The 20,523-nt window shown below is 46.9% G+C and carries 22 protein-coding genes and 1 pseudogene; 16 read left to right on the plus strand and 7 right to left on the minus strand.

The genetic code is table 11. From position 1 onward, the window contains the following. Window positions 1-94 precede the first annotated feature (94 nt). From atpD to I6E49_RS00540, 11 genes are all read left to right on the plus strand, one after another. A complete protein-coding gene (gene atpD, locus I6E49_RS00490) occupies window positions 95-1,621 on the plus strand; it encodes a F0F1 ATP synthase subunit beta (protein ID WP_106812507.1) in 1,527 nt (508 codons plus the stop codon). 29 nt (window positions 1,622-1,650) lie between these two features. Further along, a complete protein-coding gene (atpC, locus tag I6E49_RS00495; protein ID WP_235399947.1) occupies window positions 1,651-1,893 on the plus strand; it encodes an ATP synthase F1 subunit epsilon in 243 nt (80 codons plus the stop codon). Window positions 1,894-1,908: 15 nt separating this feature from the next. Next, entirely contained in the window at window positions 1,909-2,337 is a 429-nt protein-coding gene (locus I6E49_RS00500) for a hypothetical protein (RefSeq protein ID WP_235399946.1), read from the plus strand. 6 nt (window positions 2,338-2,343) lie between these two features. Then, the gene (gene atpB / locus I6E49_RS00505) at window positions 2,344-3,399 is read left to right on the plus strand and encodes a F0F1 ATP synthase subunit A (protein WP_235399945.1); all 1,056 of its coding nucleotides are present in this window, start codon (window positions 2,344-2,346) and stop codon (window positions 3,397-3,399) included. Window positions 3,400-3,448: 49 nt separating this feature from the next. Further along, window positions 3,449-3,691, plus strand: a complete 243-nt coding sequence (gene atpE / locus I6E49_RS00510; RefSeq protein WP_094879854.1) for an ATP synthase F0 subunit C — start codon at window positions 3,449-3,451, stop codon at window positions 3,689-3,691. Between the two features lie 51 nt (window positions 3,692-3,742). After that, a complete protein-coding gene (gene atpF / locus I6E49_RS00515; RefSeq protein WP_235399944.1) occupies window positions 3,743-4,261 on the plus strand; it encodes a F0F1 ATP synthase subunit B in 519 nt (172 codons plus the stop codon). 9 nt (window positions 4,262-4,270) lie between these two features. Further along, window positions 4,271-4,804 (plus strand): F0F1 ATP synthase subunit delta, encoded by a 534-nt coding sequence (locus I6E49_RS00520; protein WP_235399943.1) that lies wholly within the window; start codon window positions 4,271-4,273, stop codon window positions 4,802-4,804. A gap of 20 nt (window positions 4,805-4,824) precedes the next feature. Then, on the plus strand, window positions 4,825-6,411 hold the full coding sequence (gene atpA, locus I6E49_RS00525) for a F0F1 ATP synthase subunit alpha (protein ID WP_235399942.1): 1,587 nt from the start codon (window positions 4,825-4,827) through the stop codon (window positions 6,409-6,411). Window positions 6,412-6,417: 6 nt separating this feature from the next. After that, window positions 6,418-7,392 carry a F0F1 ATP synthase subunit gamma gene (locus tag I6E49_RS00530; protein ID WP_235399941.1) on the plus strand — a complete coding sequence of 325 codons (975 nt, stop codon included), beginning with the start codon at window positions 6,418-6,420 and terminating at the stop codon, window positions 7,390-7,392. 318 nt (window positions 7,393-7,710) lie between these two features. Then, window positions 7,711-8,076, plus strand: a complete 366-nt coding sequence (locus tag I6E49_RS00535) for a CidA/LrgA family protein (protein WP_235399959.1) — start codon at window positions 7,711-7,713, stop codon at window positions 8,074-8,076. Window positions 8,077-8,164: 88 nt separating this feature from the next. After that, window positions 8,165-8,857: an LrgB family protein gene (locus I6E49_RS00540; RefSeq protein WP_235399939.1), complete on the plus strand. Its 693-nt coding sequence runs from the start codon at window positions 8,165-8,167 to the stop codon at window positions 8,855-8,857. Between the two features lie 405 nt (window positions 8,858-9,262). Here the strand turns inward: I6E49_RS00540 and rlmH are convergent, their stop codons facing one another. Beyond that, a complete protein-coding gene (gene rlmH / locus I6E49_RS00545; RefSeq protein ID WP_235399928.1) occupies window positions 9,263-9,733 on the minus strand; it encodes a 23S rRNA (pseudouridine(1915)-N(3))-methyltransferase RlmH in 471 nt (156 codons plus the stop codon). Next, window positions 9,723-10,058 (minus strand): DUF4491 family protein, encoded by a 336-nt coding sequence (locus I6E49_RS00550; protein WP_235399924.1) that lies wholly within the window; start codon window positions 10,056-10,058, stop codon window positions 9,723-9,725. The genes rlmH and I6E49_RS00550 overlap by 11 nt, the downstream gene beginning before the upstream one ends. Before the next feature lie 166 nt (window positions 10,059-10,224). On the opposite strand from I6E49_RS00550, the gene infC reads away from it, so the two are divergent. From infC to I6E49_RS00570, 4 genes and pseudogenes are all read left to right on the plus strand, one after another. Next, window positions 10,225-10,908: a translation initiation factor IF-3 gene (infC, locus tag I6E49_RS00555; RefSeq protein ID WP_235399920.1), complete on the plus strand. Its 684-nt coding sequence runs from the start codon at window positions 10,225-10,227 to the stop codon at window positions 10,906-10,908. Between the two features lie 100 nt (window positions 10,909-11,008). Then, complete coding sequence (rpmI, locus tag I6E49_RS00560; protein WP_106812251.1) at window positions 11,009-11,206, plus strand: 50S ribosomal protein L35; 198 nt, start codon at window positions 11,009-11,011, stop codon at window positions 11,204-11,206. A 36-nt stretch (window positions 11,207-11,242) separates the two neighbouring features. Further along, on the plus strand, window positions 11,243-11,587 hold the full coding sequence (gene rplT, locus I6E49_RS00565) for a 50S ribosomal protein L20 (RefSeq protein ID WP_004370905.1): 345 nt from the start codon (window positions 11,243-11,245) through the stop codon (window positions 11,585-11,587). 508 nt (window positions 11,588-12,095) lie between these two features. Then, window positions 12,096-12,473, plus strand: a pseudogene (locus I6E49_RS00570) (inositol-3-phosphate synthase); the annotation flags it as partial. A gap of 105 nt (window positions 12,474-12,578) precedes the next feature. Here I6E49_RS00570 and I6E49_RS00575 read toward each other — a convergent pair. From I6E49_RS00575 to I6E49_RS00585, 3 genes are all read right to left on the minus strand, one after another. Continuing rightward, on the minus strand, window positions 12,579-13,910 hold the full coding sequence (locus tag I6E49_RS00575) for a S28 family serine protease (RefSeq protein ID WP_235399911.1): 1,332 nt from the start codon (window positions 13,908-13,910) through the stop codon (window positions 12,579-12,581). A gap of 61 nt (window positions 13,911-13,971) precedes the next feature. Further along, a complete protein-coding gene (locus I6E49_RS00580) occupies window positions 13,972-14,991 on the minus strand; it encodes an aminodeoxychorismate synthase component I (protein WP_235399906.1) in 1,020 nt (339 codons plus the stop codon). Between the two features lie 33 nt (window positions 14,992-15,024). Continuing rightward, window positions 15,025-16,059, minus strand: a complete 1,035-nt coding sequence (locus tag I6E49_RS00585) for an alcohol dehydrogenase (RefSeq protein ID WP_235399903.1) — start codon at window positions 16,057-16,059, stop codon at window positions 15,025-15,027. A 172-nt stretch (window positions 16,060-16,231) separates the two neighbouring features. Between I6E49_RS00585 and I6E49_RS00590 the strand changes: the two genes are divergently transcribed. Then, the gene (locus I6E49_RS00590; protein WP_235399899.1) at window positions 16,232-17,326 is read left to right on the plus strand and encodes a hypothetical protein; all 1,095 of its coding nucleotides are present in this window, start codon (window positions 16,232-16,234) and stop codon (window positions 17,324-17,326) included. A 283-nt stretch (window positions 17,327-17,609) separates the two neighbouring features. Here the strand turns inward: I6E49_RS00590 and I6E49_RS00595 are convergent, their stop codons facing one another. Further along, window positions 17,610-19,232 carry an A1S_2505 family phage non-structural protein gene (locus I6E49_RS00595; RefSeq protein ID WP_235399893.1) on the minus strand — a complete coding sequence of 541 codons (1,623 nt, stop codon included), beginning with the start codon at window positions 19,230-19,232 and terminating at the stop codon, window positions 17,610-17,612. A 41-nt stretch (window positions 19,233-19,273) separates the two neighbouring features. Next, window positions 19,274-20,008, minus strand: a complete 735-nt coding sequence (locus tag I6E49_RS00600) for an NUDIX domain-containing protein (protein ID WP_235399889.1) — start codon at window positions 20,006-20,008, stop codon at window positions 19,274-19,276. Window positions 20,009-20,523: the final 515 nt, after the last annotated feature.

The raw sequence follows: 20,523 nt of genomic DNA on the forward strand, positions 1-20,523 counted from the left end.
GGAAAGAAAAAGTACAATAAAGATTAAATATTCTTTCGTATAAAATATAGTTGTTATATTTGCATCAGAATTTAAAATCAAAATCAAATATACTATGTCACAAATCAACGGGCGCATCTCGCAGATTATTGGTCCGGTTATCGACGTTTACTTCGATACAGCCGGCAAGAATCCTGAAGAGGTGTTGCCTAAAATCCACGAAGCTCTGAAGCTGAAGCGTCCTAACGGACAGGAGCTTATCATTGAGGTGCAGCAGCATATTGGTGAAGACACCGTTCGCTGCGTCGCAATGGACAATACTGACGGATTGCAGCGTGGCCTGGAGGTTGTTCCTACCGGCAACGCTATCATGATGCCAGCAGGTGAACAGATCAAGGGCCGTATGATGAATGTCATCGGTCAGCCTATCGATGGTATGAGTACGCTCAATATGGAGGGCGCTTATCCTATCCATCGTGAGGCTCCTAAGTTTGAGGACCTTTCCACTCACAAGGAAATGCTCGCAACTGGTATCAAGGTGATTGACCTATTGGAGCCTTACATGAAGGGTGGTAAGATTGGTCTGTTCGGCGGTGCCGGTGTAGGCAAGACCGTGCTCATCATGGAGCTTATCAACAACATTGCCAAGGGACACAACGGCTACTCGGTATTTGCCGGAGTCGGCGAGCGTACTCGTGAGGGTAACGACCTTATCCGCGATATGCTTGAGTCGGGCGTTATCCGCTACGGCGAGAAGTTCAAGAAGGCAATGGAGGAAGGCAAGTGGGACCTCTCGCTTGTAGACCCCGAGGAGCTTAAGAAGAGTCAGGCAACACTTGTCTACGGACAGATGAATGAGCCGCCTGGAGCACGTGCTTCTGTAGCATTGTCTGGTCTGACCGTAGCCGAGGAGTTCCGCGACCACGGAGGCAAGGACGGCGAAGCTGCCGACATCATGTTCTTTATTGATAATATCTTCCGTTTCACCCAGGCCGGTTCGGAGGTTTCGGCTCTTCTCGGCCGTATGCCTTCAGCCGTAGGTTATCAGCCTACTCTGGCAAGTGAGATGGGACAGATGCAGGAGCGTATTACCTCTACCAAGAAGGGTTCTATCACATCAGTACAGGCTGTATATGTGCCTGCCGACGACTTGACCGACCCTGCTCCGGCTACAACCTTTACCCACCTCGACGCAACTACCGAGCTTTCGCGTAAGATTACCGAGCTTGGTATCTATCCTGCCGTTGACCCGCTGGGCTCAACCTCACGTATTCTCGACCCGCTGATTGTGGGTAAGGAGCACTACGAGTGTGCACAGCGCGTCAAGCAGATTCTCCAGCGCTATAAGGAACTTCAGGACATCATCGCCATCCTTGGTATGGACGAACTCTCAGACGAGGACAAGCTGACTGTGAACCGTGCACGTCGTGTGCAGCGTTTCCTCTCTCAGCCGTTTGCCGTTGCCGAGCAGTTCACCGGTGTAAAGGGTGTGATGGTATCAATCGAAGACACCATCAAGGGCTTCAACATGATTCTCGACGGCGAGGTAGACGACCTGCCAGAGCAGGCATTCCTAAACGTTGGTACTATCGAGGACGCTATTGCCAAGGGCAAGAAGCTTCTTGAGGCAGCTAAGGGATAATCTGCTTACACACTAAATACTTGTAAACTATGAGTTTGAGTTTAAGAATCGTCTCTCCAGAGAAGGTGGAGTTTGTAGGAACGGTCGACCGTGTTGTCGTGCCGGGTGCAAGCGGCGAGTTTGAGATACTCCCCAATCACGCTCCTATAATCTCTACACTCAACAGCGGACGTATTGCTTTTTTTGACTCTGAAGGCGAGCATGAGGTGAAGGCAATGGGCGGTTTCGTTGAAGTGCAGAAGAACAGCGTCAATGTTTGTGTTGAACTTTAATGAAACCCGGTTGACATGTTGAAAAATACAGAGATAGCTAAATTGAGCCGACGCTATGCTGTGCAGACCGTTGTGGCTGTTGCGGTATTGTCGTTGGCAGTTCTTTCCCTGCAGATGTTCGCTCATGTTGACGGACTTGTCCCGCCTCTTGTAGTGAGTGCATTGTTCGCCCTTGTGGTGGAGCTTGCCGACATTTTCATATGGAAAAGGATAGCCGTGGCAAATCAGAATATGCTTCCGACATTCTTTTCGGCCGTGTCCGGATTCCGTATGTTGTTGGCTCTCTTCACGCTTGTAGGATGCTACATTGCCGTAGGTCGCGATGCGATGCTCGAATACTGTCTGGTGTTTATGGCTTTCTATTTATGGATGATTTTCCACCATTCAGCATTCTTCTCGCACGTCACCAATTCGCATATTGAGTGTGACAAAGATAATAAATAAACGATAATGAAACAGATAAAGTCATTATTACTTCTCTTGGTATTGGCATTGATGCCAGCCTTCGCTTCAGCGGGAGAAGCAGGCCACGACGGCAAGTCGCTCGACATCCCTACAACGGTACTTGAGCACCTGTCCGACTCGTATGAGTGGCACATAGCTTCTTACGAGGGCAAGAGTCTGAGCATTCCGTTGCCGATAATCGTCAGAAGCTCCAATACCGGAGAGTGGACGTTCTGCACAGAGAGCAGTCTGCCGGAGAACTATTACTTCGACGCAGAGCATCACGGCAAAATCTACGAGAACATGCCCGATGGCTCAAAGGTGCGCCCGCTCGACCTCAGCATCACCAAGACCGTGGCTCAGATATGGATAGTAGTGTTCATTCTGATAGCCGTGTTCCTTTCATGTGCTCGCTGGTACAAGGGCAAGGACGAGAGAAGTGAGGCTCCTGGCGGATTTGTCGGAATGATGGAGATGTTCGTCATGACCATCTACGACGACGTTATCAAGGCGTCGATAGGCGAGAAGCACTTCAAGCCGTTCGCACCATACCTGCTCACGGTGTTCTTCTTCATCTTCACGACAAACATTCTCGGTTTGCTTCCGATATTCCCGGGTGGCGCCAACGTTACGGGCAACATCAACGTTACGTTCTTCCTTGCCATCTGCACCATGATTGCCATCAACCTCTTCGGCAACAAGGCGTATTGGAAAGATATCTTCTGGCCCCATGTGCCGGTATTCCTCAAGGCTTATCCGGTGCCTTTGATGCCAGTCATAGAGTTCTTCGGCGTTTTCACCAAGCCGTTCGCTCTTATGGTTCGTCTCTTTGCCAACATGATGGCAGGTCACGCAATCATCCTGAGCTTCACATGCGTCATCTTCCTCGGATGGTCGATGGGCGTTGGCTACGGTATAGGTTTGAACCTCGTAAGTGCCATAATGATGCTCTTCATGAACTGTCTTGAAGTGCTTGTGGCATTCATTCAGGCTTATGTCTTCACCTTGTTGAGTGCCGTGTTCATCGGTCTGGCTCAGAAGGAAGAGGAGGCAGAGGCTTAACAACAGAATAAACAATAAAAAAATAACAACTTAAAAAAATTAAACAACTATGATTATTTCATCACTTTTGGCTGCTGAAGGTCTGGCACAGCTGGGCTGCGGTCTCGGAGCAGGTATTGCAGTAATTGGCGCAGGTTTGGGTATTGGCAAGATTGGCGGCAGCGCCATGGACGCTATTGCACGTCAGCCTGAGGCTTCTGGCAAGATTCAGACCAACATGATTCTAACCTCAGCATTCGTTGAGGGTTGTGCATTGTTTGCTATCGTAGCCTGCGCCTTCCTTATCAAGTAAGGTGTTGCGCTCTTACGTAAATAGCAACAAAGAGTTCGTAAAATATTGCAAATGGATTTTAGTACATTGCCATCAATATTGACTCCTGACCTTGGACTCCTCTTTTGGATGCTTTTGGCATTCCTTGTGGTGTTCTTCGTGCTCGCCAAGTTCGGCTTCCCGTCTATCATAATCATGGTAGACAAGCGCAAGAAGTACATCGACGAGAGCCTGTCCAAGGCGCAGAAGGCCGCTGCCCAGCTTGAGAACATCAAGCAGGAGAGCGACGCGATGCTTCAGGAAGCACGGGAGAAGCAGGCCGTAATACTCAAGGAGGCCGCCACAACCCGTGAGGCTATCGTGGCACAGGCACAGGAGAAGGCTCGCGAGGAGAGTGTCCGCATCATCAACGATGCCAAGGCCGAGATTGAAAGCCAAAAACAGGCTGCAATCAGCGAGATTCGCCAGCAGGTAGCTGCGTTGAGTGTTGAGATTTCGGAGAAGGTCTTGCGCCAGAAGCTCGGCACTGATAAGGCACAGATGGATTACATTAACCAGATGCTTGATGAAGTTACAGCCAATAATAAATAAGTATAAGCTATGGATTTAGGATTAATATCGGTCAGATATGCACGCGCCTTGCTCAAGGCGGGCATTGAGGCTAAGGAGGCCGACAAGGTGTATGCCGACATGCAGAGCCTTGCCCATTGCTACTCCACGACGCCTGCGCTGAGGATTACGATAGATAATCCCATGCTCTCGAAGAAGCAGAAGGAGAGTCTGCTCCTCACGGCTGCAGCCGGAGGATCGTGCGACCTGACAAAGCGTTTTGTCGCCCTTGTGCTCAAAGAAGACCGTGAGAGTATCATGCAATTCATCGCCAACTCGTTTGTTACTCTGTACAGAAAGCATAACAATCTAATCAGTGCTAAACTAACGACTGCCTGCACCATCGACTCCGCTACGGAGAAGAAGATGCGACAGTTGGTTGAGGGAAGGACAAATGGTACGGTTGAGTTCCAGACCGAGGTAAATCCTAACATCATAGGTGGATTCGTGCTCGAGTACGACACCTATCGTATGGATGCCAGCGTAAAGAAGCAGCTCAACACCATTCTGTCACAGCTTAATTAATTAACTTTTTTCAGAAGTATATGTCAGATAAAATAAAACCAAGCGAAGTGTCACAGGTACTTCTCGAGCAGCTACAGGGCATCAACAACAGCCAGCAGTTTGACGAGGTGGGTACTGTGCTTGAGGTGAGCGACGGTGTGGCCCGTATCTACGGACTCCGCAACGCCGAGGCCAACGAGCTTCTCGAGTTCGAGAACGGCACTATGGCTATCGTGATGAACCTTGAGGAGGACAACGTGGGTTGTGTGCTTCTGGGTTCTACCGAAGGCATCAAGGAGGGCATGGTAGTAAAGCGTACCAAGCGCATCGCTTCTATCCGTGTCAACGACAATATGCTCGGACGTGTCATCAATCCGCTCGGACAGGCCATCGACGGCAAGGGCGAGATTGACATGACAGGTGCTTTCGAGATGCCGCTCGACCGCAAGGCTCCGGGCGTTATCTATCGCCAGCCCGTTAAGGAACCGTTGCAGACAGGCTTGAAGTCGGTCGACTCAATGATTCCTATCGGACGTGGACAGCGTGAGCTTATCATCGGCGACCGTCAGACAGGTAAGACTGCCATCGCTGTCGATACAATCATCAATCAGAAGAGTTTCTACGAGGCTGGCAAGCCCGTATACTGTATCTATGTAGCCATCGGCCAGAAGGCTTCTACCGTTGCCGCTCTTGTCGAGAACCTCAAGCAGCACGGCGCCATGCCCTACACAATCATTGTAGCGGCTACAGCTGCCGACCCGGCTGCCATGCAGTATTACGCACCGTTCGCAGGAGCCGCCATAGGCGAGTACTTCCGCGACCGTGGCTATTCGGCACTCGTTGTGTACGATGACCTTTCGAAGCAGGCTGTTGCCTACCGTGAGGTATCGTTGATTCTGCGTCGTCCTTCTGGACGTGAGGCATATCCTGGCGACGTGTTCTATCTCCACTCACGTCTGTTGGAGCGTGCAGCACGTATCAACGATCAGCAGGAGGTAGCCGAGCAGATGAACGACCTGCCCGAGTGCATGAAGGGTCATGTCAAGGGTGGCGGTTCGCTCACAGCCCTGCCTATCATCGAGACCCAGGCAGGCGACGTTTCTGCCTACATCCCGACCAACGTGATTTCAATCACCGACGGACAGATTTATCTTGAGAGCGACCTCTTCAACCAGGGTTTCCGTCCTGCCGTCAACGTAGGTATTTCCGTATCGCGTGTAGGTGGTTCGGCTCAGATCAAGAGTATGAAGAAGGTTGCCGGTACGCTGAAGATTGACATGGCTCAGTATCGTGAGCTTGAGGCATTCTCCAAGTTCTCAAGCGACATGGATGCCGTGACAGCCATGACCATCGACCGTGGCCGCAAGAACAACCAGCTTCTCATCCAGCCGCAGTACAGCCCGATGCCGGTAGGCGAGCAGGTAGCCATCATCTATTGTGGAACACACGGCTTGATGCACGACGTGCCCGTAGAGAAGGTGCGCGAGTGTCAGGAGACGTTCCTCGACAAGATTCGCTCGCAGCATGCCGACGTTATCGAGGCTCTGGCAAGTGGTAAGATTGACGACTCGCTCACAGCTGTTCTCGAACAGACCATGGCTGACGTAGCAGGTCAGTTTAAAAAGTAATAGCTTATGCCGTCACTCAAAGAAATCAAGAACCGACTCACATCCGTCAATAGCACCCGCAAGATTACGAGTGCCATGAAGATGGTGGCTTCGTCAAAGCTCCATCATGCCCAGCAGATGATTGAGAACATGCTTCCCTACGAGACGATGCTCGAGCACATCCTCAAGACATTCCTCGCCTCAGAGGCCGACGCTTCTACCGTGTTCAACGTGGAGCGCCCTGTGAAGCGTGTCGCCTTGGTGGTTTACGCGTCGAACAGCAGTCTGTGTGGCGGATTCAATGCCAATGTCATCCGTCTGCTCCAGCACATTGTTGACGAGTATTCGGAGAGTCTGGGGGGCAAGGACAACATCGTTGTCTACCCGATAGGACGCAAAGTTGCTGAGAAGACGGCTAAAATGGGGCTTCATGTGGCTGGCGACTTCACCGGTCTTGCCGAAAAGCCTAACGTGAAGCAATGTATTGATATAGCCCGCGAGATAGAACAGAAGTTCGTAAGCGGCGAGATTGACCGCGTTGAGATGGTCTACCACCATTTCAAGAGTGCCGGTTCGCAGATTCTCACCCGTAAGACCTTCCTGCCTATCGACATCACCGAGGAGTTGAAGCGCGACCGCACTCGCGACCTCAACTCTACCGTGACCTCGAAAGAGGCGCAGGAGTATCTCAAGAAGAACGCTTCGGCTGCGGAGCAGAAGCAGGAGGAGAATGTTCGTCCGCTCAACGACAACTTCATCGTAGAGCCCGACATGAACACAGTACTCTCGCAGCTCATTCCCAAGTATCTTCACTTGATGCTCTACACAGCCTTGCTCGACAGCATCGCAAGCGAGCATGCCGCCCGTATGGTGGCTATGCAGACCGCTACCGACAATGCCGACGAGATTCTGCGCGAGCTTAATCTTCAGTACAACAAGAGCCGTCAGCAGGCTATTACCAACGAACTGCTCGATATTGTGGGCGGTAGCGTCAACAACTAAACCGCTAATGAGCCAATAGGAATAGGGCAGGGGACAATTATCCTACTGATGTTTAGGGCAGGGGCAGCTCTCCGCCAGATATTATAGAGAACCCGTTGTATAGTTCATTTCAGCTATGCGACGGGTTTTTATGTTCATCTGTTATTTCGGGTGATAATGATAGAAGTGGTGTTTTTTTTTGATTTATATCACTATATTTGTGTCCTGCTGTATTATATTTGCATTCCATTGTCTTCATTGGACGTAAATCCTTACCTTTGCCGTCCATAACATTAGTTTTCACAGGAATAATCAACACTTATAATCCCAAACACTATGATGATTCGTCAGTTGGCAATCCTCTTCGGTTGCCTTGCTGTGGGTGAACTCTTGATTTACCTCACCCACATCCCTCTGCCGTCGAGCATAATCGGCATGCTTCTGCTCACGCTCTTGCTCCAGCTCAAGATAATACGCCTTGAGTGGGTGCGCAGCATAAGCGACTTCCTTGTCAGCAACATCGGGTTCTTCTTTGTGCCGCCAGGAGTGGCTGTGATGCTCTACTTCGACATTATCAAGGCTGAGTTTGTGCCTATTGTGGCAGCTTCGGTTATCTCTACCGTGCTTGTTCTCGCCGTGACGGGATGGGTTCACCAGTGCTACGGCAAGGCGAAGGACAAGATAAAGGGCGAGACAAAGGAATAAACTAATATAAGTTTCGCAAGCGAAAATTCAGTAAACTAAGATAGAAGTCCCCAGGGGGGATAGATATAAAAAAAGGATAACGAAAACAATGGAATATTTCTCAAACGATTTTTTTCTGATAGCCCTTACGTTCGGCTCTTACTTTGTGGGTAAGTTGCTGCGTCGGATGACTGGTTGGGTGATAATGAACCCCGTGCTTGTGTCGATAGTGTGCATAATAGCCTTCCTGAAGTTGACGGGAGTGAGCTATGAGACGTACAACAAGGGTGGTCATATGATAGAGTTCTGGTTGCGTCCGGCAGTAGTGGCATTGGGTGTGCCTTTGTACATGCAGCTGTCTACGATAAAGAAGCAGCTCACGCCGATTCTTCTTTCCGAACTGGCAGGTTGCGTTGTGGGCGTGGTGTCCGTGGTATGGATAGCCAAGGAGTTGGGAGCCTCGCGCGAGGTGATTCTGTCGCTCGCTTCCAAGTCGGTCACAACGCCTATCGCCATGGAGGTGACCAAGGCTGTAGGCGGCATTCCGTCGCTCACGGCTGCCGTTGTGGTTTCGGTTGGACTGATGTGTGCAGTATGTGGCTATCGCACAATGGGTTTTGCACGTGTCAAGAATCCCGTGGCACAGGGTCTGTCGATGGGAACGGCAGCCCACGCCATAGGCACAGCCACGTCGATGGACCGCAGTCAGGTGCATGGTGCCTACGCCAGTCTGGGACTCACGCTCAACGGCATCTTCACCTCGCTTCTCACCCCGTCGATACTGCCGCTGTTGGGAGTGTGAAGAATTTTGAGTTTTGAATTGTTAAGACGTGAAACAAGCTGTAGTAGGGCATGGCATCCTACAGCTTGCTTAATTCGTGACAAAAGACGACGTTGGGTATCGGTCACGAATTATCACGAATTGACCATGAATTATTCGTGTGATTCGTGTTGTGTTTGCTTCACCACGAATTTCACTAATCACACGAATGCTGGAGGTGCTATTGCTTGGTAATGTAGGAGGCTATGGCGTCCTCTCCATAGTCTGAGCAAGCATAATGGGGAAGCTAATGTCTTTCCCAAAATTCATGAATAATTCATGGATAATTCGTGACTTAAAGAATGTGTTATCGTCAACTGCTTAGGCTACGGCGAGGACGCCATAGCCTCCTATGGTTAACAAAATTCTTCAAGTCAAGATTCCTTATTACTCATGGTGGTAGCTTTCGCCGCGAATGATGGTGCAGGCGCGGTAGAGTTGCTCGGTGAAGATCAGGCGTACCATCTGGTGAGAGAACGTCATGCGCGAGAGCGAAATCTTCTCGTCGGCACGGCTGTACACGTCGGCTGAGAATCCGTACGGACCGCCTATGATGAACACCAGTCGGCGTGCTGTCTGCTGCTTGCGTGTCAGCCATGCAGCCATCTCCATGCTTGTGCGTTCGGCTCCGTGCTCGTCGAGCAGAACCACCGTGTCCGACGGCTGGATGAGTCGCAGGATGAGCTCGCCCTCGGCCTGTTTCTGCTGGTCTTCCGACAGGCTCTTTGTGTTCTTGAGCGCCGGAATCACGGTGATGTTGAACGGTATGTAGTGGCCTATGCGCTCCTGATAGTCGCTGATGCCCTTTGTGTAGAGTTTGTCAACGGTCTTGCCCACCATAATGAGTTCAGTCTTCATACTCCTCCTTTCGCTTGGGGTTCATCGGAAACCATCCCTTCTTGACACGCTGGCGCTGCTCAATAATCTCGCCTATGCTCCACAGGCACGAGGCACCCACCACGCCCAGCAGGGCAGAGATAATGACATTGGCAACAATCATGGCTGTGGCTATGAAGCCTATGCCTGCAAGCAGGAACACCCACCACAGGCGAGTGCCGAAATGGTATTCAATCTTGATGACGATAGGGTGGAACAGCCCAATGATGAGAAATGTGCCGACCGCCAGCACAAGGCCCGTGAAATGGAGCGACGGCATAATGTCCATAAATATAGATTGCATCATTTTATATAAATATGTATGAATATTGCTTGAAGATAATGCAAAATTAATTAAAAACTCCGAACTTTGGGGCAGAAAGGCAAAAAAACACAACAAATATTTTGCTGATTGACTGAAAAAGGGTAACTTTGCACCCGCTTTTAAATACAGCTTTATCAAAAATAGTTTAATGAAGAATGACAAAATGAAAAACCAGTACCGCGTGAACGAGCAGATTCGCGTTCGGGAAGTACGTATAGTAAGTGACGGTAACTCTACCGTTATGCCTACACGTCATGCTTTGGACATGGCGAGAGAGCAAGGTGTAGACCTTGTTGAGATTTCACCCAATGCCCAGCCCCCGGTTTGTCGTCTCATTGACTACAGCAAGTTCCTCTATCAGCAGAAGAAACATGCCAAGGAGATGAAGGCTAAGCAGGTGAAGGTTGAGGTGAAGGAAATCCGTTTCGGACCTCAGACCGATGAGCACGACTACAACTTCAAGCTCAAGCATGCGCAGGAGTTCCTCAGCGAGGGCAACAAGGTACGTGCATACGTTTTCTTCCGTGGCCGTTCAATCCTCTTCAAGGAGCAGGGCGAAGTTCTCTTGCTGCGTTTTGCCAACGACCTGGAGGAGTACGCCAAGGTAGAGCAGCTGCCTAAGCTCGACGGCAAGAAGATGTTCCTCTATCTCGCTCCGAAGAAGGCAGGCGTGGTGAAGAAGAGCCAGCAGAAGCTCGACCGCGAAAAGCGTGAGGCAGAAGCCAAGACCACCAAGGACATTGAGGAGAATGCAATGCCGGCAAACGGCGGACTCCTTGCCAACGCCAAGGTGAGCGCAGAGGCCCTCAAGGCTCTCAAGGGTGAGGAATAAGCCGTCCCAATATTAGAAAGACAACATGATACGTTGTGCGTAACGCCCTGGTATATGCGTTGCCACACATAAATAAATAACAATTTAAACAAACAAAAAAATGCCAAAAGTTAAGACTAACTCCGGTGCAAAGAAGAGATTCCGCTTTACCGGAACAGGTAAGATCAAGCGTCATCACGCTTTCCACAGTCACATCCTGACTAAGAAGACAAAGAAGCAGAAGAGAAATCTCCTTGGTGAGACTATCGTAGACCGTTCAAACTTGAAGCAGGTTCGCGACTTGCTCTGCCTCCGTTAATTTAATTAGTCAAACATTTAAAGGAAAAAAGAAACTATGCCAAGATCAGTCAATCATGTTGCTTCTAAAGCAAAGAGAACAAGAATCCTGAAACTCACCAAGGGTTACTATGGTGCACGCAAGAATGTTTGGACAGTAGCCAAGAATACCTGGGAGAAGGGTCTCACATACGCATATCGTGACCGCCGCAACAAGAAGCGCAACTTCCGCGCTCTGTGGATCCAGCGTATCAACGCTGCAGCTCGTCTTGAGAACATGAGCTACTCTACTCTCATGGGCGCTCTGCACAAGGCAGGCATCGAGATCAACCGCAAGGTGCTCGCTGACCTCGCTGTCAACAACCCTGAGGCTTTCAAGGCCATCGTTGAGAAGGTGAAGTAAAATTCGCCTCACAATTAAGGGAATCCTATAACCATCTATATAGGGCAAAGGAGACTAAGTCATTCAACTGGCTTGGTCTCCTTTTTTCGTCTGCGTACGCTCGCTATCTCACCACGAATGTTGGGTGCGTTTTAGTCACGAATTTATCATGAATTGACCATGAATTTAGATGTGGATAATTCGTGTGATTCGTGTTGTGTTGCTTCACCACAAATTTCACTAATCTCACGAATGTTGGGTGCGTTTTAGTCACGAATTTATCATGAATCGTCCATGAATTTAGATGCGGATAATTCGTGTGATTCGTGCGATTCGTGTTGAGTTTTTCACCACGAATTTCGCTAATCTCACGAATGTTGGAGGTGCTATTGCTTGGTAATGTAGGAGGCTATGGCGTCCTCGCCATAGTCTGAGCAAGCAACACGGGAAGCTAATGTTTTCCCCAATACTTCATGGTCAATTCATGATAAATTCGTGACTAAAAGATTGCGCTATCGTCAACTGCTTAGGCTATGGCGAGGACGAGGACACACAGTACTATCACAAGGTACGCATCAACTACTATCCGCCTCGTAACGACAACAAGGAGGGATGGGACAACATCGACATCTTCGGATGGATTGGCTATCCTATGCAGATTAAGATAAACTTCCTCTGTCGTGACTCTATTCTTGCCGCTCCATTGCTGCTCGACCTTACTATGCTGAGCGACCTCGCTGCACGTGCTTACGGTACACAGCGCTTCCTCAGCTTCTTCCTCAAGGCTCCGATGCACGACTATACTAAGGGTGAGGAACCCGTTAACCACCTTTATCAGCAATATACAACGCTGAAGAATGTCATTCGCGAAATGGGAGGTTATGAGGCTGACGAGGAGATAGACTAAACATTTCACATTCCACATTCAAAACTTACGCCCTGTAAAGATTTAAGCATTTATGATTTATGCTTTACCTTTACATGGCGTTTGCTATTTTTTTTTTGACTTTTGCTATTCTTTCAACCACTTGTCAATGAGATTGATGATTTCCTGTCGCTCAGACTCGGGGAATGAGAGTATACGTGTTAGGTGTGAGCCTCCCTTATGCATATATACATGCAGATTTTTTTTGCTCTTAGTGAATGGTAGGCCGTATATGCCGGAGGCGGTCCAGGGGTCGATGTCGCCATATATATAAACCATTTTAGGGTCGTTGTGTGTGAGATAGTCTACCGTGAATTTGTAGAGCGATGATGAGAACTTAGTGTTCTCCGTGCCCTTAGGCAATATCAAGTATCTGAGATAGCCCTTGGCAGTTTTAATGCTTAGATTACGTTTGAAGAATCTCCTGAAAGGCTTAGTGTAATAGCCGTAATATCCGAGTTCTTTTGCAGCCTGAACGTTAAACGACATAAAGACATTCTGATTGGAGAAATAGTTAGGATCACATATATTTATCCAATAGTCGAACACCTGTTTGTCTGTAGCTTCGATAGTGGGAATCTCGTTTATGTCGTAGCCCCACTGCCAAAAGGCAAAAGCATATTCAAACACGGAGAAGTCGAAAATCTCGCCTATGGGTGCATTGAATGTGTAATGTTGTTTGTGGCAGTATTCTTCGAACATAGGCAATAGTGTTGACTTGCGCTTGAATAGCAGAAACTGAAAGTCGAGCACTTTTTTACGATTTTCTTTAGTCGATACCTTGTGCTGCAGGAACTTTTCGTGTCGGCCGTCTTCCACACTTCTATTAAGCGGAGCTACGTATGGCACCGAAATATCAACGTCGTCGGGGAAGTAAGAGCGATAGAACATTGTGGTCTGTCCGCCCTTGCTTATTCCCGTAGCAATCCATTTTCCTTTGTACAGAGCGTGCAGTGTCTGGTTGACATTATGCAGGTCATAGAGCGAGTTTTCTACGGTAAGATAGTCCCAGTTGCAAGGTGTAGGCATTGACTTGTCGAAGTAGCGATATTCCACCAGTACGATGTTTGTATTGAATATCTGTGACAGTTCCTCAATATAGTCTTCGCGCAATCCATAGTTGGCATTATAGCCCTCAGTAACCAGTACTGTGGGACGGCTGAATCCGCGATGGCACAATATCACTCTCTGTTCGAAATTGCCCTTAGCAGAATCCTTGGCATCAAGTTGCTGCTTGATGAAGAACACGTACTTCTCCTGAAAATGCTTGCTCTTCAACGACTCGACATCACTTACTCCTGGCAACGCAGTAAGACGTTTGCCTGCCTCTCCAAGTTCTGCAGCTATAATCTGCAAAGGCAAGAGAAGCAACAGTATCAGCCATAGGGCTGACTTCACACTAAATGAAGTTTTGTTCATAATTGTAGTCATTTAAAATGAATATTCGCATTTTTGCCTTTATTATTTCTTTGTCTGATAATTACGTTCCAGCTACTTTATCTACTGCGATGGGCAGATAAATCTTTTGCAGCACCTCTTCGAACTCCTTACGGCAATCGCTCTTGGCTGTAATGCCACCACCTGCCTTAAATACTATGCCTTGCTTGTCTTCCTCTACAAACCTTATCATTACGGCTGAATTGAGTTCACCGTTGCTGAAGATTCCCATCACACCTGTGTAGAAACCACGGTCATAGACTTCCGCTTCATTGATTATCTCTATGGTTTTCTTTTTGGGAGCACCGGTTATTGATCCGGCAGGAAGTTGTGCGGCTATAATCTCGCCCAGATGCTCACTATAGTTGTCAGGCAGCAGTCCGCTTATCTCGGAACTTGTTTGCAGAATATCGCCCTTGTTGGTGTACAGAGTGTCAATGTAGCGGTATTTGTCAACCCTTACGTCTGTAGCCACACGACTCAAGTCGTTGCGGATAAGGTCTACAATAGTGGCATGTTCGGCTGCCTCCTTCTTGTCGTTTATCAGTTCTTGCCCAGCGTTGGGCAAGGAAGCGTCAATCGTTCCTTTCATCGGGTAGGAATATATGCGCCCGTTTCTGATACGCAGAAAACTCTCGGGCGAGAAGCATACAAAGCGCTTTCCTTGTTTCTTTTCGCCTCTTAGCAGTAGTTTGTATTTGCCTTTGGAATGGGCGAAAATATCATAAATCGAGAGATTGCACCTAATCGGCACTCTGCAGGTGAGATTAGCCAGATAGCTGTTGCCTGCCAGCATATTGCTCTTGACTATGTTGAAGCTATGGGCATAATCCTCGTAAGCAGGAGTATCAACCTCCCAGCGAATTGTCGATGGGAGAGGGGAGTTGTTGGTGTCACAGCCAGCAATATTGCTGATACCTTCAAAGTCGTACATACAGAATTGTGGGTCGATGTCTGTCAGTCGGCTGACGTAAGCATCGTCACCATCGTAGCTGATGACAAACAGGAAAGGTTCGTTTTCTTTTGCAAGAATGTTTATGCTGTTGATAATTTCTTGTTTCATACTAAGGTAAGGCTCTTTTCCCAGTCGTCAGGATCAACAATTTATAGCAATCTTGATTACTCCGTCTTCCTTGTTTTCGAATATACGGTAAGCTTCTTCAATCTGGCTCAACGGAAAACGATGGGTGATGAGTGGGGTAGTGTCAATTTTTCCCTGTTCGATAAATCGGAGCACTTCTTCGCAGTCGCATCCGTCCACTCCACCCGTCTTGAATGTTAGGTTCTTGCCATACATGTTGGGCAATGGAAGCGTCTGAGCCTCGTCGTAGAGAGCAACGACCGTTACAATGGCATTAGGACGAGCGCATTGCCATGCCAACTCGAATGTAGTCTTTGCTCCTGCCACCTCCAGTACACGATCGGCACCGTTATGGTCGCTGTTGGCCTTAACGAAGTCCAGACATTCGTCGGGAGTAGTGAGCAGCACTTCTGGATAATGCTTCTTGACAAAATTGCGGCGTTCTTCAGACGGCTCGCACACAACAATGCGCTTTGGTTGTTTGAGCATGACGCAGAGCAGAGCGCATATTCCTGTAGGGCCTGCACCAATAATTAGCACCGTATCCTCCTCGGTTATCTCACTTATGCGTGCAGCCCAAAAGCCGGTTGCCAATACGTCGCCCACAAACAGGGCCTGCTCGTCAGTAACGTTGTCAGGAATGCGGTTCAACCCTTGTGTTGCCAATGGCACACGTACATACTCTGTCTGGCCTCCGTCTATACGGCAACCGAGAGCCCAACCGCCATGAGGCGACGTGCAGTTGTTGACATATCCGTGTTGGCAATAGAAGCACTCGCCACAGAATGTCTCTACGTTCACAGTCACGCGGTCGCCTGTCTTCACACCTTTAACGTCGCTTCCAGTCTCTTCTACAACGCCCACCATCTCATGACCTACCGTAATACCAGGTACAGCTCTTGGTACGCTGCCATGCTTTATATGGAGGTCGCTTGAGCAGATACTGCTCAGCGACACTCGTACTATAGCATCTGTAGAGGCTTGCAATTCAGGTTTATGTTTCTCAATTAAGGCAAAGTTACCTTTCTCAATGTATGTGTATGCTTTCATAATGATTATAGTTTTCTTTAATTTGTTTTACGTACAAAGGTAGTGTTTTTCGAAGACAAATACAGATTTATTAGCTTGATATTTCGGATAAGATTCTTTAAATATAATAATCTTGTCTACACCATCAAAAAGATTTTGTACTTTTGTAATATTATTAATTTAGATATAAATTATGAAGAAAAGATTCTTATTTGCTGTTTTATTACTATCTTTATCGATAGCAGCAATCGCTCAAATCAGATTGGACTACAAAAGGGGTATGTTAATACCTGATAAGATTGATTTGAAAGCTGTAGCCCCAAAAGGCATAATCAAGTTGACCTTGGAAAAACCATACCCAAATGGTTTCCATACACTAATTGCAAAGAAAGACAATGCTCGTGAAGAAACAGAGTTCATACGCCTAATGAATTTCGAGGTCGAGGAACTTATTTCAAAAGTTTGGGGCAGGGGAAGCATAGTCCAGAAAAGAGCAATTATGAAAAACTACTTGCTGTCGTTAGGTTGTACACAAAACAAATACGGTTATTTGATGTTCAACGGACAGAGATGGCATGACGCAATAGTATTTGACGTTGACGATAAGCATTATATATATCCTTCTGGATTTGATAAAGTCATAACAAGTGAAGATACTAAGGATAAATATTTCGGACGACCCTCGGGCTTTGAAAATGTTCTGACGGATCTTCTGCCACAGGCTGCAGGGATAACCCATTTAGAGATGGCGTACAACGTACAAAAGAGGGGTGATTGTGGCATTATAGTACAGACTAACAGAAATTATGCAAACCAGTATTATTACAGAGAAATTTCCAAAGAAGAAATGGATGAAGTAAATTATTCCATTTCCGGTAACTATCCAAGAAAGCTGAAAGAAGATTATATTTGTTCTAAACTTATCGCATACGGAGTCAATACTGTTGGAAATCCGTCATCTAAATGGAAACTTTTCCAAATAAACAAAAATGATGGAAATCTGGATATCTATAGTGCCACACCGTTAACAACAAATCGCAGTACCAATTCTAATGTAAGCTTGAGGAGTATGCTTTTTGACTTCATTCGTTCCAAGGTATTTACCAAACAGGAGCTTGAATGGTACAATCAACATTTTACCAAAGAGCAACTGGATGCTATGACGGGATTGGGTCTTGGCATAGCAACTGGAGGCGGTAATGGCCAAAATGTATGCAGATCATGTGGCGCAACCTTTTCCAATGCTGCAGATTTGCGCTCACACGAGAATGCTTACCACGACTATTAAATTATATACCCTCGAAAATATCTATGAGGGTATGCATATAAGTTCTTTGTCAGTACCACATGAGTAACACTCCAGTACCAGTTAAGTGAAACTCCAGTACCACCTATATGAAACTCCAGTACCTGTTAGGTGGTACTGAAAACGGTACTGGAAGCGTGCGTCAAGCTTATCAATGGGCATCCCATGAAGGCAACGAGCGTAGTAATCCCATTTCCATCTATGCCCATACGATGCCGACTGATGCCGAATATAGGTCTTTGAATACTATATGTGTCCATATAACTTAAATGAATATTTCGCCCGATTTTACTTTTCTTATAAGTTCGGTTGCATCAAACTCTGCATTCCGCCATCTACACGACACGTTACGCTCATATTTGCTATCAAAATCCCCAATTATTTTTTGGATATCGTCTGGCAGTTTATTTATGCCAAATTCATACAGAGTATATGGCAATTTATTATAATAAGCTCCAGCTATGGCTCCAGTTATGGCTCCCATAGTGTCTGCATCTCCACCCAACGAGATGCACAGGCGCAGTGCATCTTCATAATCCTTGCCATCGAGGAAGGCAATGATGGATTCTGGTACGGTTCCTTGACAACTGCCATCAAATCCGTATGTAGGACGTATGTCATCGCAACTTCTGTTAAGGTCATAGCCGAATGTTTCGCTGATAAAGCGACGTATTTCATCCTTAGTGCTACCTGTCCTTGCCATAAAAATAGCAGCAGCTGTGGCTTGTGCTCCCTTGATGCCTTCGGGATGGTTGTGTGTCACTTCTGCACATTTCTTCGCTATCTTCATTGTAAGTTCAAGTGTATCGAATGCGAAACCTACCGCCGATACGCGCATGGCGGAACCGTTACCCCATGAGTTGTAGGGCTTGGGAGCGTCCGAGCGCAACCATTGTGAGAACATATTGCCGTATGCTCCCATAGGATGAGGATAACGGCGCCCCCATTTCTGCATACAAGCCACAAGTCCCTTCTTGGTATGCAACTTGTCGTTCAGAATCCAGTCTGCCACAGCAATGGTCATGATAGTGTCGTCAGTGTAATCCATCCTCTTGTCTTTAAGGTCAAGATCGGTTGATTTGTGAGGGTTAAACTCATATATGCTTCCTACAATGTCACCCAACACAGCCCCCATGAGCATAGGACAGTACAAATTGCCAGACTTTTTCTGAGTAGTAGAGCTTTTTCTTGTCACATTGGTATAGTCGATGGCTTCGTACCAACTACGAAATGTGTCAGGAGTCTCGCACCATCCCCAATGACAGAAACGGTTGTAAAGAAGAGCCTTCATTGAGATTGGCACTCCATCATCAGCGCAGAAGTCGCCAAGTCCTTCTCTTATGTAACACAGAGTTTCATTCAATAGATAATCATCATTATTAAGATGGAATCTAACCCAATATCCTTCATATTGATGACCCACATGGGCTCCGCAATCCTCTGGAATATCTTTGCCATAGTAGAAACAATGTTTCAGATAAGGAGCTGCAATTATGTTAAAGAACTCCTTAGGCAGATATATGTTACAGACGGTCGCTGCCTTCTTGAAAAGCGGGGCTATCTCTTCATCCTTAAAACCTGCGATGCCACAACCTATACGAGTAACGAGGAACTTCTTATCCTGATGTTCCTTGGCATATTCTATAAATTGGTCAACGTATGGTTTTATTGTCTTGACACCTCCTTGCATGGTTGGTATGGCATACGACTTGCCAGTTAATCCCACACCGACACCCCATTGGGCTCCAAATTTATTGTATGCTGCTTTAGCTGCACCACCAAGATGTTTACCTTCAAGGTTACTACCAAAGACGAAAATCTCATCTTTTTCGAGGAAATCTATTTTGCCCGAAGCTGTATTTGGATTGTCTGTTCTATTCTTGCTCATATTCTTACTTAGTGTTTTAGGATGTTGACAAGTATTTATGATTAAAAATCAAAGGGATATTTGCGCCATTCTTTAGAAGCTTTGGCTTCATTGAATGCCATTTCATTAAACGAATATACATAGAGAGACCTCGTTGCAGGAGAGGCTTTTTCTATATATGGAGATGTTGAACAACAACGTTCATCTTCCATCTCCATTTTCGTGAGAAAGCCAGACGCTTCCATTTTACGCATAAAATTACGTCTGTCGTATTTCCTCTCATGTATGAGCTCATAGATGCGTTGCAGTTCATCCATCTTAAATATCTTGTCCAAGAGTTTGAAGGCTATAGGAGAAATGCGAAGTTTTTCCTGTAGCTTTTCCCTTGCCATTCTTATGATTTCAGCATGGTCGAATGCGAGAGGAGGCAGATTATTCCATTCATACCACTGTGCCTTGTTAGCATCGTCACCGGCTATTATCTCAAACTTGTCCTTGCTGACAAGTGCAAAGAAAGCAACTGTGAGCACACGCTCACGAGGGTCTCTGTCAACTGTACTGAACACATGGATTTGCTCCAAATAGACATCCTCTACATTGGTTTCTTCATACAACTCCCTCTTTGCGCACTCTTCAACGGTCTCGTCCATATTCATAAAGCCACCTGGCAGGGCCCATGTGCCTTTGTATGGTTCTATACCACGTTCTATGAGAAGTATGTTGATACTTGTGCCATCAAAACCAAAGATAACACAATCTGTAGTAACAGCAGGATGTGGATATTTGTATGTGTACATAAAATGAGATTTTTAATTTGATGCTGCAAATATACTGCGTAAAAATGACGCAAGCAAAACCGTTTGCGTAAAAATGACGCAATAGGACGTTTTTTAATACTCTATAACTTTTAATCCTCATAACTGTCTTCGTTGACAACAACTATAAGTTATATACAATGGTTGAGCAAGCACCTTCTGCAAAGAGAAGTATCAAGAGGATTTAGACGACAATCATAACTATATTTTTGATTATACGCTCAGCCCCCAAAGAAAACAAATAAAGCCAATCGCAACTGAAACAATCTACCATTGTAGGGATTGTGCTAAAAGTTACGATTGGCATAGTAAAGCTTTAGACGGGCACCTTCTTGCATATCTCTTCACTACTGTCCCGTTAAAGTGAACTAATCGCTCTTTAAATTAATTGAAATACAGTCTATTAGGTGGTATTTTAGAATGAAACGGATTTGATTTCGTAACATAGCAGTCAAAATCAAATGACTGTTATGTTCCAAGACAAATACCTTTTTGCC

The organism is Leyella stercorea (genome assembly GCF_021531655.1).